The organism is Desulfovibrio aminophilus DSM 12254 (assembly GCF_000422565.1).
In the GTDB taxonomy this organism is placed as follows: domain Bacteria; phylum Desulfobacterota; class Desulfovibrionia; order Desulfovibrionales; family Desulfovibrionaceae; genus Aminidesulfovibrio; species Aminidesulfovibrio aminophilus.
Genome location: NZ_AUMA01000007.1, coordinates 169,857 through 194,877, shown reverse-complemented (window position 1 = coordinate 194,877; position 25,021 = coordinate 169,857). Strand labels below are relative to the sequence as shown.

Below are 25,021 nucleotides of genomic sequence, written 5' to 3'. Positions count from 1 at the left end.
CCGGGCGGGATCAGGGACCGGGCCGCCGCCACTCGTACTGGCGCGTGCCCCGGTTGTAACAGGAAGGGCAGCTCCGGGGACTGCGGAAAAAACGGATGAGCACGACTCCGGCCAGGAAGCCGCCCACGTGCGCCCACCAGGCCACGCCCCCGCCGCCCTGGGAGGCCACCCCGGAGATGATCTGGGTCAGGAACCAGAAACCCAGAAAGAAGGGCGCCGGGATGTCCACGAACCAGGGAATGAAGAAGATCGGAATGAGGGTGTGCACCGTGCCCCGGGGATAGAGCACGAAATAGGCCCCCATGACCCCGGCGATGGCCCCGGAGGCCCCGATGACCGGCACCGGCGAGCCCAGGTTCAGGATGAGATGCGCGGCCAGGGCCGCCAATCCGCAGAGCACGTAGAAGATCGCGAAGCCGACATGTCCGGCGGCGTCCTCCACGTTGTCGGCGAAAATCCAGAGCATCCACATGTTGATGATGAGATGCCACCAGCCGCCGTGCAGGAACATGTACGTCAGCGCGGGCCAGAGGGACTGCGACAGGCCGTGGACCCGGGCCCACTCCGGGTTGAAGTAGCGCAGCGGGACCACGCCGAAGAGATGGACCAGGGCGTTGCGGTCCCAGGGCGGCAGGCTCGTCTGGAAGAGAAAGGCCAGCACGTTCAGGATGATGATGCCCCAGACCACGTAGGGAATGGTCAGCCGGGGCACGTTGTCGCGCAGGGGGATCACGTCCCGGCCTCCCCGTCGACGGCGGCCAGTTCCCGCTCCAGCCGCTCCCAGAGCGCCTCGAATCTCCGCGCGGCCGCCTCCCGCCGCCGGACTGCGACACCGCGCGCGATCTTGAGCAGGGCCCCGGCCCGGCGCTCCAGATCGGCCAGGCTCCCGGAGTTGTCCAAAACGAGATGGCAGGCGCGCAGCTTGGCGGGCCCGGGCCATTGCCAGGAATCAAACAGGGCCAGGGTTTCGGCGTCCAGGCCGCGTCCGGCCAGCACGTCGGCCCGGCGAACCTCCTCCGGCCGCCAGATCCCGGCCAGCAGATCGACCGCATCGGCCCGGCCGGACTCCTGCAGCAGCGGAATCTCGGCAACCGCCACCTCGGCCGCGGCGTTGGCGGTCCAGAAGACCTCCAGCCGGTGCCAGACCAGGGGATGGATCATATCCATGATCTCCCGGCGCAGGCCGTCCGAACGCCGCATGGCGTCCATGAGCGCGGTCTTGTCCACCCCGCCGTCCGCCGCGATGAACACGTCGCCGAAACGCCGGGTCAGCAGGGCCGCGCCGTCGCCGTCCGGGGCGTACAGCCCGGCCACCTCGGCATCGGCCGAAAAGACCGGAACCCCGCGCGCGGCCAGGGCCCGCAGCAGGGCCGATTTGCCCGAGCCCGTGCGGCCCACCACGGCCAGACGCAGGCAGCGTTGGTCCAGGGCCGTCAGAAGCTCCAGGAAATCGACGGGCGGCTTGCGTCGGAAATACATCCTGCCGCCGGTCGCCGGATGGGTGAGCGCCAGGAAGAAGGCATGCAGCATCTGGCGTCCGGCCAGGGCGGCGGCCGCCTCTCCCCGGGCCTTCCAGGCCGCGTGCTCACGCGGGCCGTAGACCGCGTCGCCCACGATGGGGTGGCCGACGTGGGCCATATGGACGCGAATCTGATGCGTGCGGCCGGTGAAGATGCGCACCAGAAGCAGGCTGGCCCGGCCCTCAGGGTCGCTCCAGAGCACCCGCCAGGCGCTCTCGGCCGGACGACCGCCCTTCTCCACCACGGCCATCTTGGTTTTCTGAGTCGGATGACGTCCGATGGGCGCGTCCACCCGGCCCTCGTCCCGCCGGGGCCGCCCATGCACCAGGGCCAGATAGGCCTTGGACACCCGTCGCTCGGCGAAGTCCCGGGCCAGGGCGAGGCGGGCCTCCGAGGTCAGGGCCACGGCCATGACGCCCGAGGTGTCCTTGTCCAGGCGATGCACGATGCCCGGCCGCTGCTCGTCCAGCACCCGTATCTCCGGGAAGTGGTGCAGCAGACGATGCACCAGGGTGCCCGCCGAGAGCCCGGGCGCGGGATGCGTGGTCAGCCCGGCGGGTTTGTCCAGAACCACCAGGTGGGCGTCGCGGTGGATCAGGTCCAGGACTCCGTCCTCGGCGGCGAGTCGCCCGGCGCGGGACTCGCCGGTTAGACGCAGGGACTCGCCGCCGTCCAGGCGCTGATTGGGCTTGGCGCAGACCACCCCGTCCAGCAGAGCGCGGCCGGACTTGATCCAGTCCTTGACCTGTTCGCGCGAGACGCCCTCCGGGGCCAACTCCCTGGCCCAGAAACGATCCAGGCGCAGGCCCGCGTCGGGATTCTCGACCCGGCGCTCCCAGGACGTGTGCTCTTCCTTGTCCATTTCCGACAAATACACGTGAACCCGTTGAAAGCAAAACACTTTCTCATGCATATCAAAAAAAATGCGGAAGCGTCTTGACCCTCCGGCGGAGCTGCCTTTACAAGAGGGGGATTTCATCGGCGGCCCGGCCGCCTGATCCCAGCCAAGGAGGCGTCCCGTGTCGGTATTCGTGGTTGATCATCCCCTGGTGCGGCACAAACTGGGCATCCTGCGCAAGCACGATCTGCCCACCAGCCTGTTCCGCGACGTGGCGACGGAAGTCTCGCGGCTCCTCACCTATGAGGCCACCAAGGACCTGGAGACCGAAAAGAAGGTCATCAAGGGCTGGGCCGGAGACGTGACCATCGACCGCATCAAGGGCAAGAAGATCACCGTGGTGCCGATCCTGCGCGCCGGTCTGGGCATGATGGACGGTGTGCTTGACATGGTGCCCGGGGCCAAAGTCTCGGTGGTCGGCTTCTACCGCAACGAGGAGACCCTCCAGCCGGTGAAGTACTACGTCAAGCTGGCCAAGAGCATCAAAAGCCGCATGGCCCTCATCCTGGACCCTATGCTGGCCACCGGCGGCACCCTGAACGCCACCATCACCCTGCTCAAGGAAGCGGGCTGCAAGCAGATCCGGGGCCTGTTCCTGGTGGCCGCGCCCGAGGGCATCGAACGCATCACCTCCCAGCACCCCGACGTGGACATCTACACTGCGGCCGTCGACGAGCGCCTCAACGAGAACGGCTACATCCTCCCCGGCCTGGGCGACGCCGGGGACCGCATCTTCGGCACCAAGTAAGACACGGGGCGCGTCCGGGCGCCCCTTTTTTTCGCGCGGCTGAGAGAGACAAGGAGGAACAATGAGCGCGGTCCGTCAACCAACTGATTACGTCTTCCGCCTCAAGGACGCCGTCCTTGGGGCCCAGATGCTCTTCGTGGCCTTCGGCGCCCTGGTCCTGGTGCCGCTGCTCACGGGGCTCAACCCCAACGTGGCCCTGTTCACCGCCGGAGCGGGCACCCTGCTCTTCCAGGTCATCACCAAGGGCAAGGTGCCGGTCTTCCTGGCCTCCTCCTTCGCCTTCATCGCACCCATCATCTACGGCGTTCAGACCTGGGGCATCCCGGCCACGCTCTCCGGCCTGGCGGCCGCCGGTCTGGTCTACGTGCTCCTGGCCGCGGTCATCAAGCTGCGCGGCGTGCAGATGCTCCACCGCATCCTGCCGCCCATCGTCACCGGCCCGGTGATCATGGTCATCGGCCTGATCCTGGCCCCGGTGGCCGTGAACATGGCCCTGGGCAAGACCGGCGACGGCTCGGCCGTGCTCGTGCCCCGCGACACGGCCATGATCGTGTCCATGCTCTCGCTCCTGGCCACCATCGCGGTGTCCATGCTGGCCAAGGGCTGGCTGCGGCTCCTGCCGATCCTTTCCGGCATCGTCGTGGGCTACGCCGCCTCCCTGGCCTTCGGGCTGGTGGACTTCAGCCGCATGCTCGCCGCACCCTGGCTCGCGGTGCCCGACTTCGTCTTTCCCGAGTTCAAGCTCGAGGCCGTGCTCTTCATCGTCCCCGTGGCCATCGCCCCGGCCATCGAGCACTTCGGCGACGTGCTGGCCATCGGCTCCATCGCCCGCAAGGACTACATCAAGGACCCCGGCGTGCATCGCACCCTGCTGGGCGACGGTCTGGCCACCTCCCTGGCCTCCCTGCTGGGCGGCCCGCCGAACACCACCTATTCCGAGGTCTCCGGCGCCGTTGCCCTGATCAAGGTCTTCAACCCGGCGATCATGACCTGGGCCGCCATCACCGCCATGCTCCTGGCCTTCGTGGGCAAGCTCGGAGCCTTCCTGGGCACCATCCCGGTGCCGGTCATGGGCGGCATCATGGTCCTGCTCTTCGGGGCCATCATGGTCGTGGGCATCAACACCCTGGTGCGCGCTGGCCAGGATCTCATGGAACCCCGCAACATGGTCATCGTGGCCCTGATCGTCATCTTCGGCGTGGGCGGCATGAGCTTCGGCGCGGGCGAGTTCAAGCTGGAGGGCATCGGACTGGCCGGCATCACCGGCGTGGTCCTGAATCTGCTCCTGCCCGAGGGCAAGCGGCAGTCCTGACGCATTCCCGGCGCGGCGGCGCGGCCCCTCGGGGTCGGCGCCGCCGCCCCTTCTCCGCTCCGGGCTGGACCACGCCCGGGAAATCCTCTACATCCCTCGCATGAAGCCCACCGTCACCGGCCTGATCCTGACCTTCAACGGCCAACGCCTGCTGCGCGAGTGTCTGAAGAGTCTCGACTTCTGCGACGAGATTCTGGTGGTCGACTCCCTCAGCACGGACCAAACCCGGGAGCTGGCCAAGCAGGCCGGAGCCCGCGTGCTCACCCGGAAATGGGAAGGCCCCGGGCCGCAATTCCAGTTCGCCCTCGGGCAAATCGCCACCGACTGGGTGGTCAGCCTGGATCAGGACGAATATCTCACCGACGAGTTGCGGGACAACATCCGGCGCGCCCTGGCCGAGGCCCCGGCGGACCTGGCGGGCTGGTACGTGCCGCGCCGCTCCTTCTATTTCGACCGCTTCCTGAAGCACTCCGGCTGGTATCCGGACCACCTCCTGCGGGTGTTCCGGGCCGGGCGCATGAAGGTCACGGTGACGGGGGCGCACTACCACTTCAATCCCCAAGGGCCCACGGCCAAGCTCTCCGGCGACATCGTCCATTACCCCTACGCCAACTTCCGCGAGCACATGGCCAAGATGAACTCCTACGCCCAGCAGGCCGCGGACGAGATGCGCGCCAAGGGCAGGAAGGGGGGCGTGGCCCGGGCCGTGGCCCACGCCGCAATCCGCTTCCTGAAGCTCTATGTCCTGAAGCTCGGGTTCCTGGACGGCCGGGCCGGGTTCATCAACGCCTGCGCCGGGGCCTACTACGCCTTCCAGAAGTACATCCGGGTGGAGGAGAAAGGGGACTGGGGGCCGAAGCCTTGACGGCGACGACGAAAAAAAGAGGCCCGGGACACCCCGGGCCTTTTCATTTTCAGGCTGCCTGGGATCGTATCCAGTCCAGGGCTTCCCGCACATCCAGGGTGCCGGTGTAGATGGCCCGGCCGGAGATGGCCCCTTCCAGGCCCTTCTTCGTCAGCGGGGCCAGGGCCTTGAGGTCGTCCAGGGTATGTACTCCCCCGGCCGCGATGACCGGAAGCCGGGTGGCCTCGCAGAGGGCCTCCAGGGCCTTCAGGTTCACGCCCGTCTGCATGCCGTCGCGAGAGATGTCGGTGTAGATGATGAAGGCCGCGCCGTCGGCCTCCAGGCGCGGCAGCACGTCGAAGATGGTCAGGCCCGCGTCCTCGACCCAGCCCTTGGTCTTCAGGCGGCCGTCCACCGCGTCCAGGGACACGCCCACGCGGCCCGGGAATTCCCGGCAAATGGCGGCGAAGACCTCCGGCTCGGTGAGCGCGATGGTCCCGATGATGAGCCGCCGCACCCCGGCCTGGATGTAGGCCCGGGCGGTCGCCGCGTCGCGGATGCCGCCGCCGAGCTGCACCGGGATGGAGACCTCGGAGCAGATGCGGCGCACCAGTTCGGCGTTGCGCGGCTGACCGGAGAAGGCCCCGTCGAGATCGATGACGTGCAGCCAGGAGGAGCCGAGGTCGGCCCAGTGCCGGGCCTGCGCCACGGGATCGGGCGAGAACACGGTCACCGCGTCCTCCCGGCCCTGCGCCAAACGGACGCACTGACCGTCCTTGATGTCCACGGCGGGGAAAAGAATCATAGACCCAGGGTCCGCAGGCCGGTTTCGATGCCCTCGTCGGCCAGCTGGCCGGCCGTGATCCACTTGGCCTTGCGCTCGAAGAACTTGGGGATGTCCAGGAGATTCGAGGTGAGATCCTGCTGGGTCTCCTCGAAGTGGAAGCGCTGGGCGATGCGCCCCTCCTTCACGTTGATGAGGTAGATGTCGAGCATGACCGAGGCCGGAGACTCCACGCCCATTTCCTTGCCCTGGCGCTCCTTCCAGTAGAGCAGCTGGGGCACGAGCAACAGGTCCGCGCCGGTGCAGCGGCCCACCTCGACCCAGTACTTGAGGGCCGTGGTGCGGGAACTCACCTCGGTCTCATAATTCTTGATGTCCTCGCACTGGCGGGTGTTGCCCATGCTCACGTACCCCGTGGTGCCGTGGGTCATGAGCGCGTTGGTCAGGGACTGGTTCAGCTTGTCGATGACCAGGGGGTCCACCTTCACGCCCTCGCGGGGCAGATAACCGGCCAGAAGCTCCCAGGTGAACGCCGGATTGCGGAAACCGGCCACGGCCAAGGTGCCTGACGGACGGGCCGTCTGCGGCACGGGCCGGGCGCAGGCGGCCGCCAGGAGCAGGACGAACAATGCGCACGAGACGGCGACAGCGGTGCGTTTCATGAGTCGAGACTCCCCTTGGTGCTGGACACTCCCACGCGGGTCACGCGCACGGCCTGGGCCAGGGCCAGCCCCAGAGCCTTGAACGCGGCTTCCAGCAGGTGATGGCCGTTCTGTCCGTATTCGAAGCGGATGTGGAGGTTCATCCCGGCCTTGATGGCCAGGGACTTGAAAAATTCGCGCCAGACGTCCTTCTCCTCCCCGGCGATGATCGCGGGCAGGACGGAGTCGGCGTACACGAGCCAGGGGCGGCCGGAGAGGTCCACGGTGACGCGGGCCAAGGACTCGTCCATGGGCACCTCGGCCCAACCCACGCGGGCGATGCCTTTCTTCTCCCCCAGGGCCTCGGCCAGGGCCTGCCCCAGGGACAGGCCGACGTCCTCCAGGCTGTGGTGGGCGTCCACTTCCAGGTCGCCCTTGCAGGAAAGGGTCAGGTCGAAACCGGCCCAGAAGGCCAGCAGAGTGAGCATGTGGTCGGCGAAGCCCACGCCGGTGGAGATCTCGGCGCGGCCCGAACCGTCAAGGCCCAGAACCACACGCACGTCGGTCTCGCGCGTCGTGCGCGCAACGGTCGCCTTTCGCTTGCCCACCATCGCCTCCTCTCCAGGCCTGACTATGCAGGAAAAATGAAAAAAAGGAAATGCCCGAAGCCGCTAGGCTCCCGCATTCCCGTCGCTATCCTTGTCCTTTTCCCCTTCGTCGGACGGGGCGGCGTCTTCCTCCGTGGGGGCCGCTTCCTCGGACGCGGATGTCCCCTCCGGGGCCGACGCGATGGCAACCTCTTGCTCGGTCACGGCGGTTTCCGCGGACTCGGACTCGTCGGGAGCACCCGGCGCGGCCTCGACGGCGGGCGTGGGCGCGGCGGCGGGCGCGGCGACCGGGGCCTCGCCCTCCGCGTCCTCCTCGACCTCGGGCTCAGGCTTGCGCCCGAAAACCTTGGCCAGCCAGATGGACACCTCGTAGAGCAGGATGAGTGGTCCGGCCATGAGGGTCTGAGTGAAGGGGTCCGGCGGGGTCAGGATGGCGGCCACGATGAAGATGATCAGGATGGCGTACTTGCGGGATTTCCTCAGCTTCTCGGCGGTGACGATGCCGAGCCGGGCCAGAATGAGCATGAACAACGGCATCTCGAAGACGACGCCGAAGGCCAGCAGAAGTTGCAGACAGAACGTGGTGTATTCGTTGAGCTTGGGGATGAACTGGATCTTCTCGCTGGCGAAGCTGGCGAAGAACTCGAAGCCGAACGGAAAGACCACGAAGTAGCCGAAGAGCGCACCGGTCACGAAGAGCACGGCCGTGACGATGGTGATCGGGATGATCCACTTGCGCTCGTGCTCGTAGAGCCCGGGCGAGATGAAGGCCCAAATCTGATAAAAGATGTAGGGGCTGACCAGGAAGATGCCCGCCACCAGGGCCACCTTGAGGTAGGTGAAGAACGCCTCGGGCGGGCTGGTGTACTGGAAGTGGCCGTCGGTGAGGATGCCGGCCATGGGCGCCAGCAGGACGTTGAAGATGTCCTCGGCGAAGGAGTAGCAGGCGAAAAAGCCCACCGCCACGGCGTAGACGCACTTGGTCAGGCGCTTGCGCAACTCGCCCAGGTGATCCAGCAGGCTCATGCCTCCCTGCGCGGTTTCCTCGCCGCCCTCCCCCCCGGCCTCGGCCTGGGGCAGGGCCTTCTCCTCCGGCGTCACGTCCTGATGCTCACTCATGCCTTTTCCTTGGTCTCCCCGGCGGGCGCGGTCTCGGCGGGGGCGGCCTCGGCGGTCTTGGCGGCCTTGGCCGAATCCGGAGTGACCGTGTCCGGCTTCTCCGGGAACATCTGCTTCTTCATCTCGGCCGTCTTCTGATCCATCTCGGCCTTCTCCACCTCGGCGTCCAGCGTGCGCTTGACGTCCGTGCTCATGCGCCGGAATTCGGCCAATCCCTTGCCCAGGGACTTCATAAGCTCGGGCAGCTTGCTGGGCCCGAGCACGATCAGGGCCACGACGAGGATGACGAGCAGTTCCGTGGTGCCGATGCCGAACATGTCCCTACTCCCACTCGATGGTGCTGGGCGGCTTGGAGGAAATGTCCAGGACCACCCGGTTCACGCCCTTGACCTCGTTGATGATGCGGTTGGACATGCGGGCCAGGATCTCCGTGGGCACGCGCGACCAGTCTGCGGTCATGGCGTCCAGGCTGTCCACGATGCGCAGGGCGATGACGTGCTCGTAGGTGCGGCCGTCGCCCATGACGCCCACGGTCTTCAGCGGCAGGAGCACGGCGAAGCCCTGCCAGACCTTGCGATACCAGTCCGAGGCGATGAGCTCGTTCTGCACGATCTTGTCGGCCTGACGCAGGATGTCCAAACGTTCCCGGGTGATCTCGCCGATGACCCGGATGGCCAAGCCAGGCCCCGGGAAGGGGTGACGCCAGATGAGCGCCTCGGGCAAGCCCAGCTCGTAGGCCGCCTTGCGGACCTCGTCCTTGAACAGTTCGCGCAGGGGCTCCACCAGCGAGAGATTCATCTTCTCGGGCAGGCCGCCCACGTTGTGGTGGCTCTTGATGACCGCCGAGGGGCCCCGGAAGGAGACGCTCTCGATGACGTCGGGGTAGAGGGTGCCCTGGCCCAGGTGCTTCACGCCATGGATGGCCTTGGCTTCCTTGTCGAAAATCTCGATGAAGGTGTGGCCGATGATCTTGCGCTTCCGCTCCGGGTCCGTGACCCCGGCCAGACGGTCCAGGAAGAGGTCGGCGGCGTCCACGCACTTCACGTTCAGGTCGAAGTGCTCTTCCAGGTAGCCGATGACCTCCTCGCGCTCGTTCAGGCGCAGCAGGCCGTTGTCCACGAAGATGCAGTAAAGCTGTTTGCCGATGGCCCGGTTCAGGAGCACGGCGGCCACGGTGGAGTCGATGCCTCCGGAGAGCCCCAGAACAACCTTGTCCCCGCCGATCTTCTCCCGCAGGTCGTTCACCGTGGAGTCCACGAAGGAGGACATGCTCCAGCCGGGCTTCAGGCCCGCGACCTTGAACAGGAAATTGGAGATGATGAGCGCGCCGTTCTCGGTATGGGCCACCTCGGGGTGGAACTGCAGGGCGTAGATTCCGGCCGACGGGTTGCCCATGGCCGCGAAATCCACGCTGGGCGTGCTGCCCATGACCGAGAACCCTTCCGGCAGGGCCTGGACCTTGTCCCCGTGGGACATCCAGACCGTGAAGCGCTCCTTGTCCTTGATGCCCTCGAAGAGCGGGCAGGAGGGTTCGCCGTGGAATTCCGCCCGGCCGTACTCGCGGTCGGTGGAGGAGACCACCGAGCCGCCCAGGTGGTGGGCCAGGAGCTGCATGCCGTAGCAGATGCCCAGTATGGGCACGCCCAGGGTCAGGAAACGCGGATCGAAGGGCGGCGCGTCCTGGTCCATGACACTGGAAGGACCGCCGGAGAGCACCAGGGCCTTGGGCCTGAGCGCCTTGACGGCCTCGAAGTCCGCGTTGCAGGGGTGGATTTCCGAATAGACCCCGGCCTCGCGAATGCGCCGCGCGATGAGCTGGGTGACCTGGGACCCGAAGTCCAGAATAACGACGATATCTCCGTGCTGCATGCGCTTTCCTCTATACCAAGGCTGTGAAGAGGGGAAGGAATTTCGCCTCCGGCCCTGTCGATCAGGAGGGCTCCACCCGATAGTTGGGAGCTTCCTTGGTGATGATGACGTCGTGGACGTGGCTTTCGCGCAGGCCAGCCGCCGAAATTTCCACGAAGCGGGGCTTGGTCTGAAGCTCCGCGATGTTCCCGCAGCCGACGTAGCCCATGCCCGAACGCAGGCCGCCCATGAGCTGGTAGATGCTCTCCGAAACCTGGCCCCGGAAGGGAACGCGGCCCACGATGCCCTCGGGCACCAGCTTCTTGGACTTGTCCTGGAAGTAGCGGTCGCAGCTGCCCTGCTTCATGGCGTCGATGGAGCCCATGCCGCGATATATCTTGTAGGTCCGGCCCTGGTAGAGCACGGTCTCGCCCGGGCTCTCCTCGGTGCCCGCGAAGAGGCTGCCGATCATGACCGTGTCGCCGCCCGCCACGATGGCCTTGACCACGTCGCCGGAGTACTTGATGCCGCCGTCGGCCACGAGGCATTTGCCGTGTTCGCGACAGGCCCGGGAGGTCTCCATGATGGCCGTGATCTGGGGCACGCCCACTCCGGCCACGATGCGCGTGGTGCAGATGGAGCCGGGCCCGATGCCCACCTTGACGGTGTCCACGCCGGCCTCGATCAGGGCCAAGGCGCCCTCGTAGGTGGCCACGTTGCCGCCGATGAGCTGACAGTCCGGGAACTCGGCGCGCAGGGCCTGGGCGGCCTTGAGGATGTTCATGGAGTGGCCGTGGGCCGAGTCCAGAACCAGGAAGTCGGCCCCGGCGCGCAACAGGGCGTCGGCCCGCTGGAGACAGTCGCGGCCCACGCCCACGGCCGCGCCCACGCGCAACCGTCCCTTGTCGTCCTTGCAGGAGTTGGGATATTTTTTGATCTTGTCGATGTCCTTGATGGTGATCAGGCCCTTGAGCTTGTTGTCGCCGTCCACCACCAGAAGCTTCTCGATCCGGTTCTGGTGCAGGTGCCGCTTGGCCTCCTCCTCGGAGATGCCTTCGGGCACGGTGACCAAGTTGCGCGAGGTCATGACCTCGGAGACCGGGATGTTCATGTCCTCGACGAAGCGTACGTCGCGGTTGGTGATGATCCCCACCAGATGGTCGCCCTTGACCACGGGCAGGCCGGAGATGCGGTACTCGGCCATGAGCTTGAGGGCCTTGCCCACGGTGTCCTCGGGATGCACGGTCACGGGGTCGTGGACCATGCCGCTCTCGGACTTCTTCACCTTGCCCACCTCGGTGACCTGGTCACGGATGGGCATGTTCTTGTGGATCACCCCGACGCCGCCGTGCCGAGCCATGGAGATGGCCATGCGCGACTCGGTGACGGTGTCCATGGCCGCCGAAACCAGGGGGATGTTCAGGCGGATGGTGGGAGTCAGCTGGGTGGAGATGTCCACGCTGTCCGGCAGAACCTCGGAATAGGCCGGAAGAAGCAGAACGTCGTCGAAAGTGTAGGCTTTGCCGTTGATCCTGTCCATATCGCCTCCGCGCGCGGCCTAGAGTCCCAGGTAGGCCTTTTTCACGTCTTCGTTGGCCAGCAGGGCCTGGCCGCTGTCGGTCAGGGTGATCCGGCCGTTTTCCATGACATAGCCCCGGTGGGCGATCTTGAGCGCCAGGTTGGCGTTCTGCTCCACCAGGAACACCGTGGTCCCGTCGGCGTTGATCTTCCGCACGATCTCGAAGATCTGCTTGATGACCAGCGGAGCCAGTCCCAGGGAGGGTTCGTCCAGCAGAAGCAGCTGGGGACGGGCCATGAGCGCCCGGGAGATGGCCAGCATCTGCTGCTCACCGCCGGAGAGGGTGCCGCCCGCCTGCCTGCGGCGCTTGGCCAGAATCGGGAAGAGCCCGAAGATGTACTCCATGTCCCGGCGCACGCCGTCCTTGTCCGTGCGCATGAATGCACCCATGTCCAGGTTCTCCAGAACGGTCAGCTCGGGGAAGATGAGTCGTCCCTCGGGCACCTGACACAGGCCCAGGGCCACGATCTTGTCCGGCGACAGACTGTGGATGGGTTTCCCACGGTAAAGAATCTCGCCGCTCTTGGGCGGGACGACGCCGCTGACGCTCATGAGCGTGGTTGTCTTGCCCGCGCCGTTGGCGCCGATGAGGGTGATGATCTCGCCCTCGCCGATCTCCATGGTCACGTCGCGCAGGGCCTGAATCTGGCCGTAAAAAGTGTTCACACCCTTGAGTTCGAGCACGTTAGCCATCGTGGTCCTCCCCGAGGTAGGCCCGGATGACCTGCGGATCGCGGCTCACCTCGGCGGGCGTGCCCACGCTGATCATCTGCCCGTACTCCATGACGAAGACACGGTCGGAGAGGCTCATGACCATCTTCATATCGTGCTCGATGAGCAGGATGGAAAGTTTGTAGCGTTCGCGGATGTTCAGGACCAGATCCTTGAGCTGCATGGTTTCCTGGGGATTCATTCCGGCGGCGGGCTCGTCCAGCAGGAGCAGATAGGGCTCCGTGGCCAGGGCCCGGGCGATCTCCAGGCGGCGCTGCGCGCCGTAAGGCAGATTACGGGCCAGCTCGTTCACCGAGTCCTCAAGGCCCAGCTCGGTGAGCAGGTCGTAACTCTTGTCGACGATGCCCTGCTCCTCGCGGCGGGTGCCCGGACCACGCAGGACCGCGCCCAGGATGCCCGCTTTGGCACGGCAGTGACGCCCGATCATGACGTTCTCCAGAACGGTCATGGACGGAAACAGACGGATGTTCTGGAAGGTGCGGGCCAAGCCGATCTCGGTCACCGAGTTGGGCTTGAGGCCGTTGAGCCGGACCTCGCCGCCGGACGGCGGCCGGGTCAACACATCGCCCTCGGTGGGTGTGTACATCCCGGTGATGCAGTTGAAGAAGGTGGTCTTGCCCGCGCCGTTGGGACCGATGAGGGCCACGATCTCGCCCGCGCGCACGTCCAAATCCACCTCGTTCAGGGCCCTCAGGCCGCCGAAATCCATGGACAGGTTCTTGACTTCCAGCACCTTATTCATGGGCGGCGACCGCCTCCTTGACCTTGAAACGATATTTCTGGCGCTGGCCGCTGACCAGCCCCTGGGGCCGCAGGACCATGACCACGACCATGGCCGCGCCGAAGATGAGCATGCGGTAGAGCGCGAAGTCGCGCAGGAACTCGGGAAGGAGAATGAGCACCAAGGCTCCCAGAATCACGCCGACGATGGAGCCCATGCCGCCCAGAACGACCATGGCCAGGATCATGGCCGACTCCAGGAAGGTGAAGCTGGCCGGGTTCACGAATACGGTCTTGCCGGCGAAGACCACGCCCATGAGTCCGGCCCAGGCCGCGCCGAGGGCGAAGGCCGTGAGTTTGGTCTTGGTCTTGTCGATGCCCATGGCCTGGCAGGCGATCTCGTCCTCGCGCAGAGCCATCCAGGCCCGGCCGATGCGCGAGTTCTTCAGTCGGTTGACCACGAAGATGGTCACCAGCACCAGGCCGATCATGATGTAATACATGTAGACCGTGGAGTCGGAAACCGAGAGCTTGAAACCGAACAGCGAGGGGCGGCTGATGCCGGAGATGCCGCTGGGGCCCTGGGTGACGACGCCCCAGTTCTCCAGGACCAGACGCACGATCTCGCCGAAGCCCAGAGTCACGATGGCCAGGTAGTCGCCGCGCAGCCGCAGCACCGGCGTGCCGAGCAAGATGCCGAAGAGCGCGCCCATGCCCGCGCCGATGGGCAGCACGGTCCAAAAACCCAGACCGAAATGATGATTCAGCAAGGCGTAGGTATAGGCTCCCACGGCGTAGAAGGCCGCGTAGCCCAGGACCAGGAGGCCGGAAAGCCCCACCACGATGTTCAGGCCCAGGGCCAGGACCACGTAGATGAGCGCCGTGATCATGATGTTCACCTGGTACATGGTGCCCACCATGGGGAAGCAGGCCGCGGCCACGAGGATTCCGGCCAGCACCGGCACGTACACCCGGCGGTCGGTGGCGAGCCGGTGCAGGAATCCGGCCTTGGCTTCCGTCCCGCCCTCCTCCTGCTGCGGCCCCACCTGGCGCTTGCTCAGGAGGTAGCGCCAGACGTAGGAGAAGATGAACGCCCCCACGCCCACGTAGAGCATGTTCATGAAGCGCCACTGCACGATCTTCTCGATGGTGTTCACGCGGACCACCATGATCGGGAAGGTCAGGAACATGAACCAGATGCTGGTGAAAATCGCTCGCTTGAATTGATCCATCGCCGTCTCTTTCTCTCTTCAGTTGTCCGGGGCCTCAGACCTTCTGGGTCGGCGGCTTGCCGAGGATGCCCGACGGCCGGAAAATGAGGATGAGCACCAAAAGAAGGAAGGCGAACACGTCCTCGTAGTCGCTGGAGACGTAGCCCGTGGCGAAGCTCTCGGTCCAGCCGAGGACCAAGCCGCCGAGCATGGCGCCGGGAATGCTCCCGATGCCGCCCAGTACGGCCGCCGTAAAAGCCTTGAGACCGGCCAGGAAGCCGATCATGAAGTTGATCTGGCCCACGTGCGAGGCGATGAGCACGCCTCCCACGGCCGCAAGGCCCGAGCCGATGATGAACGTGAGCGAGATGACCCGGTCCACGTTCACACCCACCAGCATCGCCATCTTGCTGTTCTGGGCCGTGGCCCGCATGGCCTTGCCCATGCGCGTGAACTTGATGAACAGGGTCAGCCCCGCGCAGGACACGGCCGTGGCCAGGATGATGAAGACCCCGGAGGAGCCGATGTAATTCTGCAACGGGCCCAGCGGCAACTCGGGCATGAGCCGGGGGAAGGGCAGGAAGTCCGGGGTTTGGGCCAGCATGACGTAGTTCTGCAGGAAGATTGACATGCCGATGGCCGAAATGAGCGGGGAGAGTCTGGGCGCGCCGCGCAAGGGCTTGTAGGCGATCTTCTCCACCGTGAAGCCGTAGGCGGCTGACCAGATGATGGCCGCTGCCAGGGCGATGGCCAGGATGGCCAGGGCTGGGAAGCCCAGGGCGGTGAGGACGCCGGCCACGACCAGGGCGGTGAAGGCCCCGATCATATAGATTTCGCCGTGCGCGAAGTTGATCAGCTCGATGATGCCGTAGACCATCGTGTAGCCCACGGCGATGAGGGCGTAGATGCTGCCCCTGGTCAACCCGCTGAAGAAAAGTTCGAAGAAATAGTCCATGGCCGTCCTGTCGATCAAGGCGCTTGGCGGCCCTGATACGGGCCATTGCGGATAAATGCAAGGGGACAGGCTCCGGGCCTGCCCCCTTGCGTTCTCAGCATCGGGAGCCTGGGCTCCGGCTCTTACTTCAACTCGACGTACTTGCCGCCCTGGACCTGGTAGATGGCGAAGCCGACGCCCTCGGCGTCGCCGCGCGCGTCGAACTTGATCTTTCCCACCGGGGTCTCGACGTACTCCGTGCGCAGCGCCTTCACGATGTCGTCGTACTTGGTGGACTTGGCCTTGTCGAGGGCGTTCAGCAGGGCCTGGGCCGCGGAGTAGGCCTCGTAGAAAAAGGCCCCGGGGTCGGCGCCGAAGGTCTTCTTATGCTCTTCCAGGGCCTTGGCGTACATGGGATTCTTGGAGATGTCCTTGGGGCCGGTGGCGTAGACGCCCTCGGCGAACTCGCCCGCGACCTTGATGAAGGTGTCGTCCTTCACGCCGTCGTCGGAGAGGAAGGGCATCTTCATGTCCTTCTTGCGCATCTGGGTCACGATCTTGGAGGCCTCGGGATGGTAGCCGCCGTAGATCACGGCTTCGGCGCCCGAGGACTTGATCTTCTGGACCACGGCGGAGTAGTCCACCGCGCCCGGGGTCACGCCCTCGAAAAGAACCACCTCGGCCTTGCCGCTGTCGGTGATGAACTTCTGGGCGTATTCGGCGAAGCCCTTGCCGTAGTCGCCCTTGTCGTGGATGATGGCCACCTTCTTGAGGCCCAGCTTGTCCAGGGCGAACTGCACTTCCAGGGCGGCCTGGGCGTCGTCGGAGGCGATGGTGCGGAAGAAGACCGGGTAGTCGCCGCTCTGGGTCAGAGCCGGGCTGGTGGCCGAGGGCGACATGCAGACGATCTTGGACTCGGTGTAGATCGGCAAGGCCGCCTTGGTGGCGCCGGAGCAGATGTGGCCGAGAACCACGGTGACCTTGTCGGAAACCAGCTTGGTGGCCGCGTTGGTGGCCATCTCGGGCTTGCACTGGTCGTCCTGGGGCACGACCTCGATCTGCATGCCGTTGATGCCGCCCTTGGCGTTGTAGTCGGCGGCCACGAGCTTGGCGGCGTTGAAGGTGGGCAGACCATAGGAGGCCAAGTCGCCGGAATGGGCGCCGGGCACACCAAGAATGATCTTGCCGGCGGCCGGAGCGGCGGCCGGAGCGGTCTGCTCGGTCTTGGCGGCTTCCTTCTTTTCTTCCTTCTTCTCCTGGGCGCAGCCGGCGACCAGGAGCAGGCTCATGGCCAGAAACAGGGCCAGCGCAGTCCACTTAGCTTTCATCGCGTCCTCCTGTGAAAAACGGTCAGCTGGGAAAGTCCACCGGAATGGGCCCCGGGCCCGTTCCGGTTGTGTCCGAGACTCCGGGCGGCGAAACGCTCGTGCGGCCGCCTGCGGAGCCCAACATTCTAGTAAGATACGCGCCCATGTCAACAGCCTGGAAGGACCAGGCACCACTCCGAGATCCCGTTCATTTGCCGCCGAGTTCCTTGGCGGCCTCCTGCCGCAGCCCGGAATCGGCCGTCTTGCCCGTCACGACCGCGCGGAAATGCCCCTCCGCATCCTCGGGCCTGTTCAAAAAATGTTTCAGCACGATGCCCAGATTGAAATGACTCACGGCGTCGTCCGGCTCCACCTTGAGGATCGCGGCGAAGGCCTCGGCGGCCTTGTCGTATTCCTTCATCTCGAACCGGACCATGCCCAGTCCGCGCAGGACGTTGGGATCACCGGGATTGAGGGCCTGAGCCTTCTCCAGGAAAACCAGAGCCCGGTCATGGGCCTGCATGGACAGAAAGAGGTCGGCCAACTCCAGAAGCGTGGGCACGTCCTCGGGATTCTCGCCCATCTTCTTCATGAGCCCCTGGACCCGGGCCATGTCCATGCCGCCCTGCCCGCCCATGCCCGGCGGGGTCTGGCTCTCGGAACGCATCTCCACCCGCAGGGAAGGATGTTCCATGCGGTACCAGAAGGACGTCACGAAAAGCACGCCCACGATTCCGGCCATGAACAGGACGAGCAACCGGCGACCGGCGGCGGTGTTCTCAGGCATCGTTCAAACGCTCCAATTGGCGCACACGCCGTTCCAGTCCGGCCGAACGACCGGCCAGAAAGGCCAGATAGCCTCCCAGGCCGAGCCAGACGACCACGTTGGCCGCGAAAAGATAACTCATGGACATGCGGTTCATCCTCGTGAGGTTTCGTTTTCCAAATACCTGGCGCGCAAGGCGTCCAGCCGCCCGGCGGTCCGGGCCAGGCCGTGGCGCGCCAGCAACAGACAAAGCCAGAACAGGCCCACGGCGACCATTCCGGCCACCACGGTGTGCCACATCTCCGGCTCCAGGCCGCCGCCCTGGCTGCCGAAGACCGCCGGATGCACACTGCGCCAGAGCCGGGCCGAATAAAACACCAATGGAACGTCCAGGAAGGCCACCACGCCGAGCACGGCGCAGACCTGCGCCCGGCGTTCGCCGCCGAGGGGCGAGGCCCGCAGCAGAAGATAGCCCGAGTAGACGAACCACATGACCAGGGTGGTGGTCAGCCGGGGATCCCAGGTCCACCAGACGTTCCAGGCCGCGCGGCCCCAGATCGAGCCGGTGATGAGCACCAGCCCGGAGAAGACCACGCCGACCTCGGCGGCCGCCCCGGCCAGGGCGTCCAGGGCGGGTCTGGGCCGAATCAGGTAGCCCGCGCTGGCCACGAAGACCACCAGGAAGCTGACGAAGGCCCACCAGGCCAGGGGCAGATGGAGGTAGAAAATCTTCTGGACCGGCCCCATGGTGGCCTCCACGGGCGCGTAGAACCAGATCATGTACTGAAACAGGCAGAGGGCCGGGATTGCAACCAGGGCCAGAATTTTCAGCTTGGGCATGGGAACTCCGAACTATTCCTCGCCGGTATACACAAATTGGAAAAGGATCAAGCCCGTTCCCGCGAACAGGGCGTCGAAGGCGCCCATGAGCCCGAGCCAGGACAGGTCCGGCGCCTGGGCGGCGAAAACCTGGGTGAAGAGCTTGATCCCGCCGAGCAGCACGGGCAGCAGCAGCGGGAACAGAATTACGGAAAGCAGCGACTCCCGCGCGGCCTGTCCCTGCGACAACGCCCCCAGGAGCGTGCCCAGGGCCACCAGCCCCAGGTCCGCGGTGAAAAGCGTCACCGGCGCGAGCCACCACTCCCCGCCCATGTCCTGGCCCAGAAAGACCACCGAGGCGGGCAGGAACACTGCCTGGGAGAGAAGCAGGAGGCAGAACCCGGCCAGCCCCTTGCCCAGCCAGATGGCCTGAGGAGCGAGAGGGGCGGAAAGAAGTCCCAGCCGCGCGCCGTTGGCCTCCTCCAGGGCGAAGAGGTCGTTGACCACCAGGACCAGGCCGAAGGCCGAGGCCAGCCAGAAGATGGCCGCCGCCGACTGGGGCGGCGTCAGCTCCCCGGCCGGGCGCGACAGGCTGAACAGGAAGATGAGCAGCAGGCCCAGGAGGATCGCCTGGACCAGTCCCTGGCCGCCCACGGTGAGCCGCAGATCCTTGGCCGCGATGATCCCGGCGCGCCTCAGCATGAGGGGGCCTCCGGGCGGTAGTCGGCGGCGGGCCCGAAGAAGGCCCTCCGGCCCCGGTCCAGGGCCAGGAGCAGGTCCGCCCTGTCCCGGTCGCCCGCCAGGTCGTGGCTGACCCAGACCACGGCTGCGCCGCGTTGGCGCAGACCCGCGATCTCGGCCCGCAGGATGTCCTGGGATGCCGCGTCCAGCCCCGTGCCCGGCTCGTCAAGAAAAAGCAGCTCCGGCTCCACCAGGAAGACCCGGGCCAGGTTCAGGCGCTGGGCCATGCCCCGGGAGAAGCCCCCCGCCCGCTCCTGGGCCACGCGGGCCAGTCCCACGCGGGCCAGGGCCGCCCCGAGCCGGTCCTCGTCGGCGGGCAGACCGTACATCCGGGCCCAGAAGGCCAGGTTGTCGCGGGCCGACAGCCGGGGATAGATGAAGGTGGCGTGGCCCAGATAGGCCGTGCGGCCTTCGGCCGCGCCGCTTTCCACCTCGCCTTCGCTGGGTTTGAGCAGCCCGGCCAGGATCTTCAGCAGCGTGGACTTGCCCGCGCCGTTGCCGCCCACCACCAGAAGCACGCGACCCGGCCCGAGTTCCATGGACACGTCCCGAAACACGAGCTTGTCGCCGTAGAACTTGGTCAGACGGCGCGCGGACAGCACCGGGGCCGCGTTCATGCGCCCTGGCCTCCGTTGCGGCGACGCAGCAGGAGGAAAGGAGCCAGACAGAGCAGCGTGCCGCCGATCCAGACCCAGTTCACCAGGGGGTTCACGCTGACCTTGAGGCTCACGCTGGTCTCGCTGGTGAAGCCCAGCAGCGTGGCGTACAGCTCGTCGCCCAGGCCCGGGATGATCGAGGCCTCGGCGAAAGGCTGGGGGAAGTGCAGATAGAGCCTGCGTTCCGGGGCCAGGGTGCCCACGGGCTTGCCGTCGCGGGTCACGTGCAGGATCGCCCGCACCAGGGACAGCGCCGGGGTGCGCTCCTGCTCACTCTTTTCGAAGGTCAGGGTGTAGCCGGACAGCTCGGCCGACTGGCCCGGTGACAGAACCAGTTCACGTTCCACCTTGTACGGCCCGGAGAAGGCGATGCCCAAGGCCATGAGGCCCACGGCCAGATGCACTGCGTAGGCGCCCCAGGACTGGCGGGTCCGGCGCATGGCCGGAACGAAGACGAAGAGCAGGACACAGGTGGTCATCAGCGAGACGGAACCAGCCGCCGCCACCAGGGCCACGGGCTTGGTCACGCCTCCGGCGGCGAAGCCCGCCAGGGCCAGAATGAACGCCCCCAGGGCCAGCAGCGGCCCACGCCGCTCACGCAGTCCCGCCTTCCAGTCCAGCCAGGGGCAGAGGCTGAAGAGCAGCACCACCAGGGCCAGCAGAGGCACGCAGACGCGGTTGTAGAAATCCTCGCCCAAGCCCACGGTGGTGGCGCTCCAAAGCTTGCTGATCACCGGCCACATGGTGGCCATGGCCACCACCAGCCCCAGGGCGAGGAAGAACCAGGAGGTCACCAGAAGCAGGCCTTGGCGACTCCACATGTCGCTCAGGGCCCGGTAGGCGGGTTTCTCCCCGGCCAGCACGGCCAGCAAGGAAACCGCACCGCCCACGATCATGAACAGGAGCAGGGGCGTCCCCACCCCGCCCTCGCCGAAGGCGTGCAGGGACTCGATGACCCCGCTGCGCACGAGATACGTGCCGAAGACGCAGAGCAGGAAGGTCAGGGCCATGAGCAGGACGTTGGTCCGCGACAGGGCCCCCCGGCGGCTCTCGATGATGGCCGTGTGCAGGAAGGCCGTGGCCGAGAACCAGGGAATGAGCGAGGCGTTCTCCACAGGATCCCAGGCCCAGTAGCCGCCCCACCCCAGTTCCATGTAAGACCACCAGCCGCCTAGGATGATGCCCGCCGAGAGGAATATCCAGGAGAGCAGATTCCAATTGCGGCAGGCCTTGATCCAGGAGCCGGGCTCGGCGGCGATGGCCGAGGCCAAGGCCGCGCAGGCCGGGATGGCGAACCCGGCGTAGCCCAGGAAGAGCAACGGCGGGTGGAAGATCATGCCCGGGTTCTGAAGCAGCGGATTGAGCCCCTGCCCGTCCGCCGGGACCGGAACGACCTCGATGAAGGGGTTGCTCCAGCAGGTGAGCAGAAGGAGGAAAAAGGCCTGCACAGGGAGAAAGAAAAGCCAGAACCAGACCCGGGTGCGGCCGGACAGGGAGCGATACCCCGGGGAGAAGGCGAAGATCGCGCCCATGAGCATCATGGTCAGGGCCCAGAAGAGCAGCGAACCCTCGCGCCCGGCCCAGAAGGCCGAGAAGGTGTAGAACAGCGGCAGCACGCGGTCCACGTGCTCGTAGATGTAGAGGAACGAAAAGTCCTTTGCGGCCAGGGCCGAGGTAAACACGGCCGAGGAGAACGTCACCAGGAACGTGGGCACGAGGAAGCCCCGCTCCAGGACGACCAGACCGTTTTCCTGGTCTCTCCAGGCGGCCAGGGCCGCGAAACCGGCCAGGAACAGACAAGCCATGAGGGCGAACAGCAGGCCGAGATAGGCGGTCAAATGCATGCGGATTCCTTCATCGCGGCCGCCCGAAGCGGAACGCGAACGCGCAGGGGTGACGGAAACGGCCCCGGGTCTAGCCCTGGGCCTCCTCGTTCATCTTCTTGTACTTGGAAGGACACTTGGTGATCAGGGTGTTGGCCGTGAAGACGCCGCTCGCCTTGTCGAAACGGCCCTCGACGATGACTTCCACCCCGGGCTTGAAGGTGTCGGGCACCGCGCCACGATAGTTCACCCGGATGGACTTGCTGCGGTCGAGCTTGTCCAGGAGGTTGAAGCTCACCCCCAGGGACTGGGCGTCGGCCTCCAGGTCCGCCGCGTCCACGGCGCCGAAGAGCCGAGCTTGTTCGCGCTTGGCGGGTTCCAGGGCCAGGGCCTCGGAGACGTTGAGGAAATACACGCTGTCCTCGGAGAGCCCCGAGAGCACCAGCCAGCCCAGCCCTCCGAGGAAGAGCAGCAGGGCCACCAGATACACGATCTTGTTGCTTTTCGTCCGCGTCATGTCCGTCCGCTACCGTTCACGCGGCCCGGAGGCCGCCGTCCTCGTGATCTGGCTGCGTCGCCGCCGGGCCAGTTCACGCATGTCCACCACCTGGTCCGTCTCATCCACGATCTCGCTGCCCAGGATCTCCTCCAGCACATCCTCCAGGGTGACCACCCCGGCCAGGCCGCCGTATTCATCCAGGACCACGAAGAGATGCGAATGGCTTTCCAGGAACTTCACCAGCAATTTGTCCAAGGTAATGTTTTCCGGCACGAAGTCCACCGGCCGCATGAGATCGGCCAAGCGGATGTCGTCCCGGTCGTCGGCCAAGGCCTCGAAGACCTGCCGCCGGAAGATGACCCCCACGATGTCCTCGGTGTCCTCGCCCTCGTAGACCGGAATGCGGCTGTGCGGCCAGGAGCCCCGGCAGTCCCGGGCCACGGCCACGGTCATGGCCGCGGGCAGGGAGAAGACCACGGTGCGCGGGGTCATGATCTGGTCCACGGTCTTGCTGTCCAGGGAGAGGATGTTGCGGATGGCCATTTCCTCGTAAGCCTTGAGCACTCCCGCCCGGCGGGTCAGGCTGACCAGGGCGCGGATGTCCTCCTCGGTGGCTTCGGGGCCCTTCTTGCCGCGCCGCACCAAACGGCCGAACATGCCCACCACCCAGACCAGCGGCGTAAGCCCCAGGACGAGCAGTTGCAGGGGCCGGGCCAACAGGGGCATGAGCGTGCGGTTGTAGGCCACCCCGGCGGTCTTGGGCACGATCTCGCCGACAATGAGAATGAGCGCGGTGAAGGCCGCCACGAACCAGACCAGACTCTCCGGGCCGTAGACCCGGACCCAGGCCGCGCCCGCGATGGAGGCCCCGGCCGTGTTGGCCACGGTGTTCAGGGTCAGTACGGCGGCGATGGGCTTCTCCACGTCGCTTCGCAGGGCGTGCAGGACGTCCCCCGAGCGTTTGCCCTGCTTCCTGAGTTGTTCGATCCGGCTCCAGGAAAAGGAATAGAAGGCGGCCTCGCTCACCGAACAGAAGGCCGAGGCCACGCAGGAGAGCGCGACGGCGAGGATGAGTTCAAACATATGGTTTCGTTGACCGTCTCCAGGGGGGCAGAGGTCGCCCCGATACGGCCATATACCAGAAGCCGCGCGCCCGCGCAACTCGCCGGTCTTGACTTGGCCGCCGTTTCGGAGACATTAGCCGGATGCGTCCCTCCCAGCCCGAACGGTGGACCGTGTTCCGCCTGAGCGCCCTCGGCGACCTGGTTCTGACCACCGGCCCCTTGGCCTGGTGGAATGCCCGGCGGGGCCTGCGCTTCACCGTCGTGACCCGCGACCGGCTGGCCCCGGTCCTGGCCGGGCACCCGGCCGTGGACGAGGTCATCGGCCTGGACGAGACGCGGCTCTCCAGCGAGCCCTGGCCCGCCGTGGCCCGGGAATTGGCCGCCCGCTGCCGGGGCACGGGCCTCCTGGATCTGCACGGCACCCTGCGCTCCCGCGTGCTCGGCGCGTTCTGGAACGGCCCGGTGCGCCGCTACCCGAAATTCAACCTCTCCCGCCGCCTGTTCCAACGCACCCGGCTGGATCTCCTGCGCCGCCGCCTGGAGGCCCTGAACGTGCCGCAGCGCTACTCGCTGGCCCTGGAGAGCACCGCGCCGCTTCCCGGCGAACTGCTCCCGCTCATCCGACTCACCACCGAGGAGCGCGAGACGGGCCGGGAACTGGCCGTCCGGGCCGGAGCCGCGCCGGGTTTCCTGGCCCTGCATCCCTACGCCACGCACCCGGACAAGGCCTGGCCGCGTGAGCACTGGGCCACCCTCGCCTCCCGGCTGGACGAGGCGGGCATCCCCTGGATCGTGGTGGGCCGGGACGCGGCCCCGCTCCTGCCGGATGATCCCCGCGACCTGACCAACGCCACGGACCTGCGCGCTCTCTGCGCCCTGTTGGCCCAGGCCGGAGCCCTGGTCACCAACGACTCCGGGCCCATGCACCTGGCCTCGGCCGTGGGCACGCCCGTGGTGGGCCTGTTCGGCCCCACGGCCCGGGCCTGGGGCTTCTACCCGGCCGGTCCCCGGGATCGGATTCTGGAACGCGACCTGCCCTGCCGCCCCTGCTCCCTGCACGGCGGCACCCCCTGCGCCGAGGGGCGCGTCTGCCTGACCGCCATTGATCCGCGCGAGGTCCTGGAGGCCGCCCAGGGCGTCCTGGACGGAAAAAAGGGCTGATGTCTCAGAAATCCGAAGGAATTACAGCGGGCGGCGAGGCCCCCAGGCGGCCTCGTACTCCGCCCCGCCCCGCTCCAGGGCCTCTTCCACGGCCGGAGGCACGAGCAGGGCCAGGCTGCGGCGTTCACGCCAACGGACACGCAGGTCCGCAGCCTTGATGTCCAGGCGGGGCATCTCCAGACAGGACAGGGTCTTGCCCGATGGAAAGCGCCAGAGGGCCGGGGCCTCGCGACGGACTCCGGGCCAGTGAGCCGTGAGCATCCGCTCCACTCCCTCAAGATCCATGTCCCATCGATGCAGGGCCGCGAAATGGGCCAAACCGAAAAGGTCCGGCCCGCGTTTCCAGTCCGGGAGGTCGAGCAGCGTGCCCGAACCCAGAATGAAGAAAAGTTCCGCCCCCGGTTCGCGCCGGGCGTATTCCTCCAGGGTGCGCCACGTGTAGGACGGCGGCGGCAGTTCGCCCTCCACGCCGCTGGCGGCCAGCCCCGGGATGCCATGCACGGCCAGTTCCGCAAGCCGCAGCCGCAGGCCGAAGGGCAGCAGGCCCGGCCCGGGCTTGTGCGGCGGCGCGGCGGCCGGAACCAGGTCCACCCGGGCCAGCCCCAGGGCCTCCCGGGCCTCCACGGCCATGCGCACATGGCCCGTGTGCATGGGGTTGAAGCTGCCGCCCAGGATGCCGAGCCGCAT

General features: G+C 66.6%; 26 protein-coding genes and 1 pseudogene. 4 read left to right on the top strand and 23 right to left on the bottom strand.

All coding sequences use genetic code 11. The features are described 5' to 3' along the window. Positions 1-10: 10 nt before the first annotated feature. Positions 11-733, bottom strand: a complete 723-nt coding sequence (locus tag H587_RS0104525) for a rhomboid family intramembrane serine protease (protein WP_027175257.1) — start codon at positions 731-733, stop codon at positions 11-13. After that, on the bottom strand, positions 730-2,397 hold the full coding sequence (locus H587_RS17255) for a dephospho-CoA kinase (RefSeq protein WP_245560821.1): 1,668 nt from the start codon (positions 2,395-2,397) through the stop codon (positions 730-732). Before H587_RS17255 ends, H587_RS0104525 begins: the two co-directional genes overlap by 4 nt. Positions 2,398-2,539: 142 nt before the next feature. Here H587_RS17255 and upp point away from each other — a divergent pair, with 142 nt between their 5' ends. The 3 genes from upp to H587_RS0104505 all read left to right on the top strand — a co-directional run bounded on the left by upp (position 2,540) and on the right by H587_RS0104505 (position 5,343). After that, positions 2,540-3,166, top strand: coding sequence for a uracil phosphoribosyltransferase (upp, locus tag H587_RS0104515; RefSeq protein WP_027175256.1), 627 nt, complete (start codon positions 2,540-2,542; stop codon positions 3,164-3,166). A 61-nt stretch (positions 3,167-3,227) separates the two neighbouring features. After that, positions 3,228-4,478: a uracil-xanthine permease family protein gene (locus H587_RS0104510; protein ID WP_027175255.1), complete on the top strand. Its 1,251-nt coding sequence runs from the start codon at positions 3,228-3,230 to the stop codon at positions 4,476-4,478. 100 nt (positions 4,479-4,578) lie between these two features. Next, the gene (locus tag H587_RS0104505; RefSeq protein WP_027175254.1) at positions 4,579-5,343 is read left to right on the top strand and encodes a glycosyltransferase family 2 protein; all 765 of its coding nucleotides are present in this window, start codon (positions 4,579-4,581) and stop codon (positions 5,341-5,343) included. 49 nt (positions 5,344-5,392) lie between these two features. Here H587_RS0104505 and hisA read toward each other — a convergent pair whose 3' ends face one another. The 20 genes and pseudogenes from hisA to H587_RS0104405 form a co-directional block, all read right to left on the bottom strand. After that, positions 5,393-6,127: a 1-(5-phosphoribosyl)-5-[(5-phosphoribosylamino)methylideneamino]imidazole-4-carboxamide isomerase gene (hisA, locus tag H587_RS0104500; RefSeq protein ID WP_027175253.1), complete on the bottom strand. Its 735-nt coding sequence runs from the start codon at positions 6,125-6,127 to the stop codon at positions 5,393-5,395. Beyond that, complete coding sequence (locus H587_RS0104495) at positions 6,124-6,768, bottom strand: hypothetical protein (RefSeq protein ID WP_027175252.1); 645 nt, start codon at positions 6,766-6,768, stop codon at positions 6,124-6,126. Before H587_RS0104495 ends, hisA begins: the two co-directional genes overlap by 4 nt. Beyond that, positions 6,765-7,355, bottom strand: a complete 591-nt coding sequence (gene hisB / locus H587_RS0104490; RefSeq protein WP_027175251.1) for an imidazoleglycerol-phosphate dehydratase HisB — start codon at positions 7,353-7,355, stop codon at positions 6,765-6,767. Before hisB ends, H587_RS0104495 begins: the two co-directional genes overlap by 4 nt. A gap of 291 nt (positions 7,356-7,646) precedes the next feature. Continuing rightward, a pseudogene (gene tatC, locus H587_RS17250) lies at positions 7,647-8,381 on the bottom strand (twin-arginine translocase subunit TatC); the annotation flags it as partial. Between the two features lie 89 nt (positions 8,382-8,470). Beyond that, positions 8,471-8,791, bottom strand: coding sequence for a Sec-independent protein translocase protein TatB (gene tatB, locus H587_RS17245; protein WP_034608549.1), 321 nt, complete (start codon positions 8,789-8,791; stop codon positions 8,471-8,473). A gap of 4 nt (positions 8,792-8,795) precedes the next feature. Beyond that, positions 8,796-10,343, bottom strand: a complete 1,548-nt coding sequence (gene guaA / locus H587_RS0104475) for a glutamine-hydrolyzing GMP synthase (protein ID WP_027175250.1) — start codon at positions 10,341-10,343, stop codon at positions 8,796-8,798. A 61-nt stretch (positions 10,344-10,404) separates the two neighbouring features. Next, the gene (gene guaB / locus H587_RS0104470; protein ID WP_027175249.1) at positions 10,405-11,862 is read right to left on the bottom strand and encodes an IMP dehydrogenase; all 1,458 of its coding nucleotides are present in this window, start codon (positions 11,860-11,862) and stop codon (positions 10,405-10,407) included. Between the two features lie 18 nt (positions 11,863-11,880). Continuing rightward, positions 11,881-12,585 carry an ABC transporter ATP-binding protein gene (locus tag H587_RS0104465; RefSeq protein WP_027175248.1) on the bottom strand — a complete coding sequence of 235 codons (705 nt, stop codon included), beginning with the start codon at positions 12,583-12,585 and terminating at the stop codon, positions 11,881-11,883. Between the two features lies 1 nt (position 12,586). Further along, positions 12,587-13,375, bottom strand: coding sequence for an ABC transporter ATP-binding protein (locus tag H587_RS0104460; protein WP_027175247.1), 789 nt, complete (start codon positions 13,373-13,375; stop codon positions 12,587-12,589). Beyond that, positions 13,368-14,585 carry an ABC transporter permease subunit gene (locus H587_RS0104455; protein ID WP_027175246.1) on the bottom strand — a complete coding sequence of 406 codons (1,218 nt, stop codon included), beginning with the start codon at positions 14,583-14,585 and terminating at the stop codon, positions 13,368-13,370. Before H587_RS0104455 ends, H587_RS0104460 begins: the two co-directional genes overlap by 8 nt. A gap of 34 nt (positions 14,586-14,619) precedes the next feature. Then, complete coding sequence (locus H587_RS0104450; protein ID WP_027175245.1) at positions 14,620-15,519, bottom strand: branched-chain amino acid ABC transporter permease; 900 nt, start codon at positions 15,517-15,519, stop codon at positions 14,620-14,622. A gap of 122 nt (positions 15,520-15,641) precedes the next feature. Beyond that, a complete protein-coding gene (locus H587_RS0104445; RefSeq protein WP_027175244.1) occupies positions 15,642-16,826 on the bottom strand; it encodes a branched-chain amino acid ABC transporter substrate-binding protein in 1,185 nt (394 codons plus the stop codon). Positions 16,827-17,013: 187 nt separating this feature from the next. Then, positions 17,014-17,592, bottom strand: coding sequence for a tetratricopeptide repeat protein (locus H587_RS17240; protein WP_051202435.1), 579 nt, complete (start codon positions 17,590-17,592; stop codon positions 17,014-17,016). Further along, a complete protein-coding gene (locus H587_RS20155; RefSeq protein WP_084630390.1) occupies positions 17,585-17,719 on the bottom strand; it encodes a CcmD family protein in 135 nt (44 codons plus the stop codon). Before H587_RS20155 ends, H587_RS17240 begins: the two co-directional genes overlap by 8 nt. 5 nt (positions 17,720-17,724) lie before the next feature. Then, positions 17,725-18,411, bottom strand: a complete 687-nt coding sequence (locus H587_RS0104430) for a cytochrome c biogenesis protein (RefSeq protein ID WP_027175243.1) — start codon at positions 18,409-18,411, stop codon at positions 17,725-17,727. Positions 18,412-18,423: 12 nt separating this feature from the next. Beyond that, entirely contained in the window at positions 18,424-19,092 is a 669-nt protein-coding gene (locus H587_RS0104425) for a heme exporter protein CcmB (protein WP_027175242.1), read from the bottom strand. Further along, positions 19,086-19,748 carry a heme ABC exporter ATP-binding protein CcmA gene (gene ccmA / locus H587_RS0104420; protein WP_027175241.1) on the bottom strand — a complete coding sequence of 221 codons (663 nt, stop codon included), beginning with the start codon at positions 19,746-19,748 and terminating at the stop codon, positions 19,086-19,088. The genes H587_RS0104425 and ccmA overlap by 7 nt, the downstream gene beginning before the upstream one ends. Continuing rightward, a complete protein-coding gene (locus tag H587_RS0104415; protein ID WP_027175240.1) occupies positions 19,745-21,631 on the bottom strand; it encodes a heme lyase CcmF/NrfE family subunit in 1,887 nt (628 codons plus the stop codon). Before H587_RS0104415 ends, ccmA begins: the two co-directional genes overlap by 4 nt. Before the next feature lie 70 nt (positions 21,632-21,701). Continuing rightward, positions 21,702-22,127 (bottom strand): cytochrome c maturation protein CcmE, encoded by a 426-nt coding sequence (locus tag H587_RS0104410; protein ID WP_027175239.1) that lies wholly within the window; start codon positions 22,125-22,127, stop codon positions 21,702-21,704. Between the two features lie 9 nt (positions 22,128-22,136). Further along, positions 22,137-23,192 (bottom strand): hemolysin family protein, encoded by a 1,056-nt coding sequence (locus H587_RS0104405; protein ID WP_027175238.1) that lies wholly within the window; start codon positions 23,190-23,192, stop codon positions 22,137-22,139. Positions 23,193-23,314: 122 nt separating this feature from the next. On the opposite strand from H587_RS0104405, the gene H587_RS0104400 reads away from it, so the two are divergent. Then, a complete protein-coding gene (locus tag H587_RS0104400; protein WP_027175237.1) occupies positions 23,315-24,334 on the top strand; it encodes a glycosyltransferase family 9 protein in 1,020 nt (339 codons plus the stop codon). A 21-nt stretch (positions 24,335-24,355) separates the two neighbouring features. On the opposite strand, the gene H587_RS17235 is transcribed toward H587_RS0104400, so the two are convergent. Next, the gene (locus H587_RS17235; RefSeq protein ID WP_034608547.1) at positions 24,356-25,021 is read right to left on the bottom strand and encodes a nicotinate-nicotinamide nucleotide adenylyltransferase; all 666 of its coding nucleotides are present in this window, start codon (positions 25,019-25,021) and stop codon (positions 24,356-24,358) included.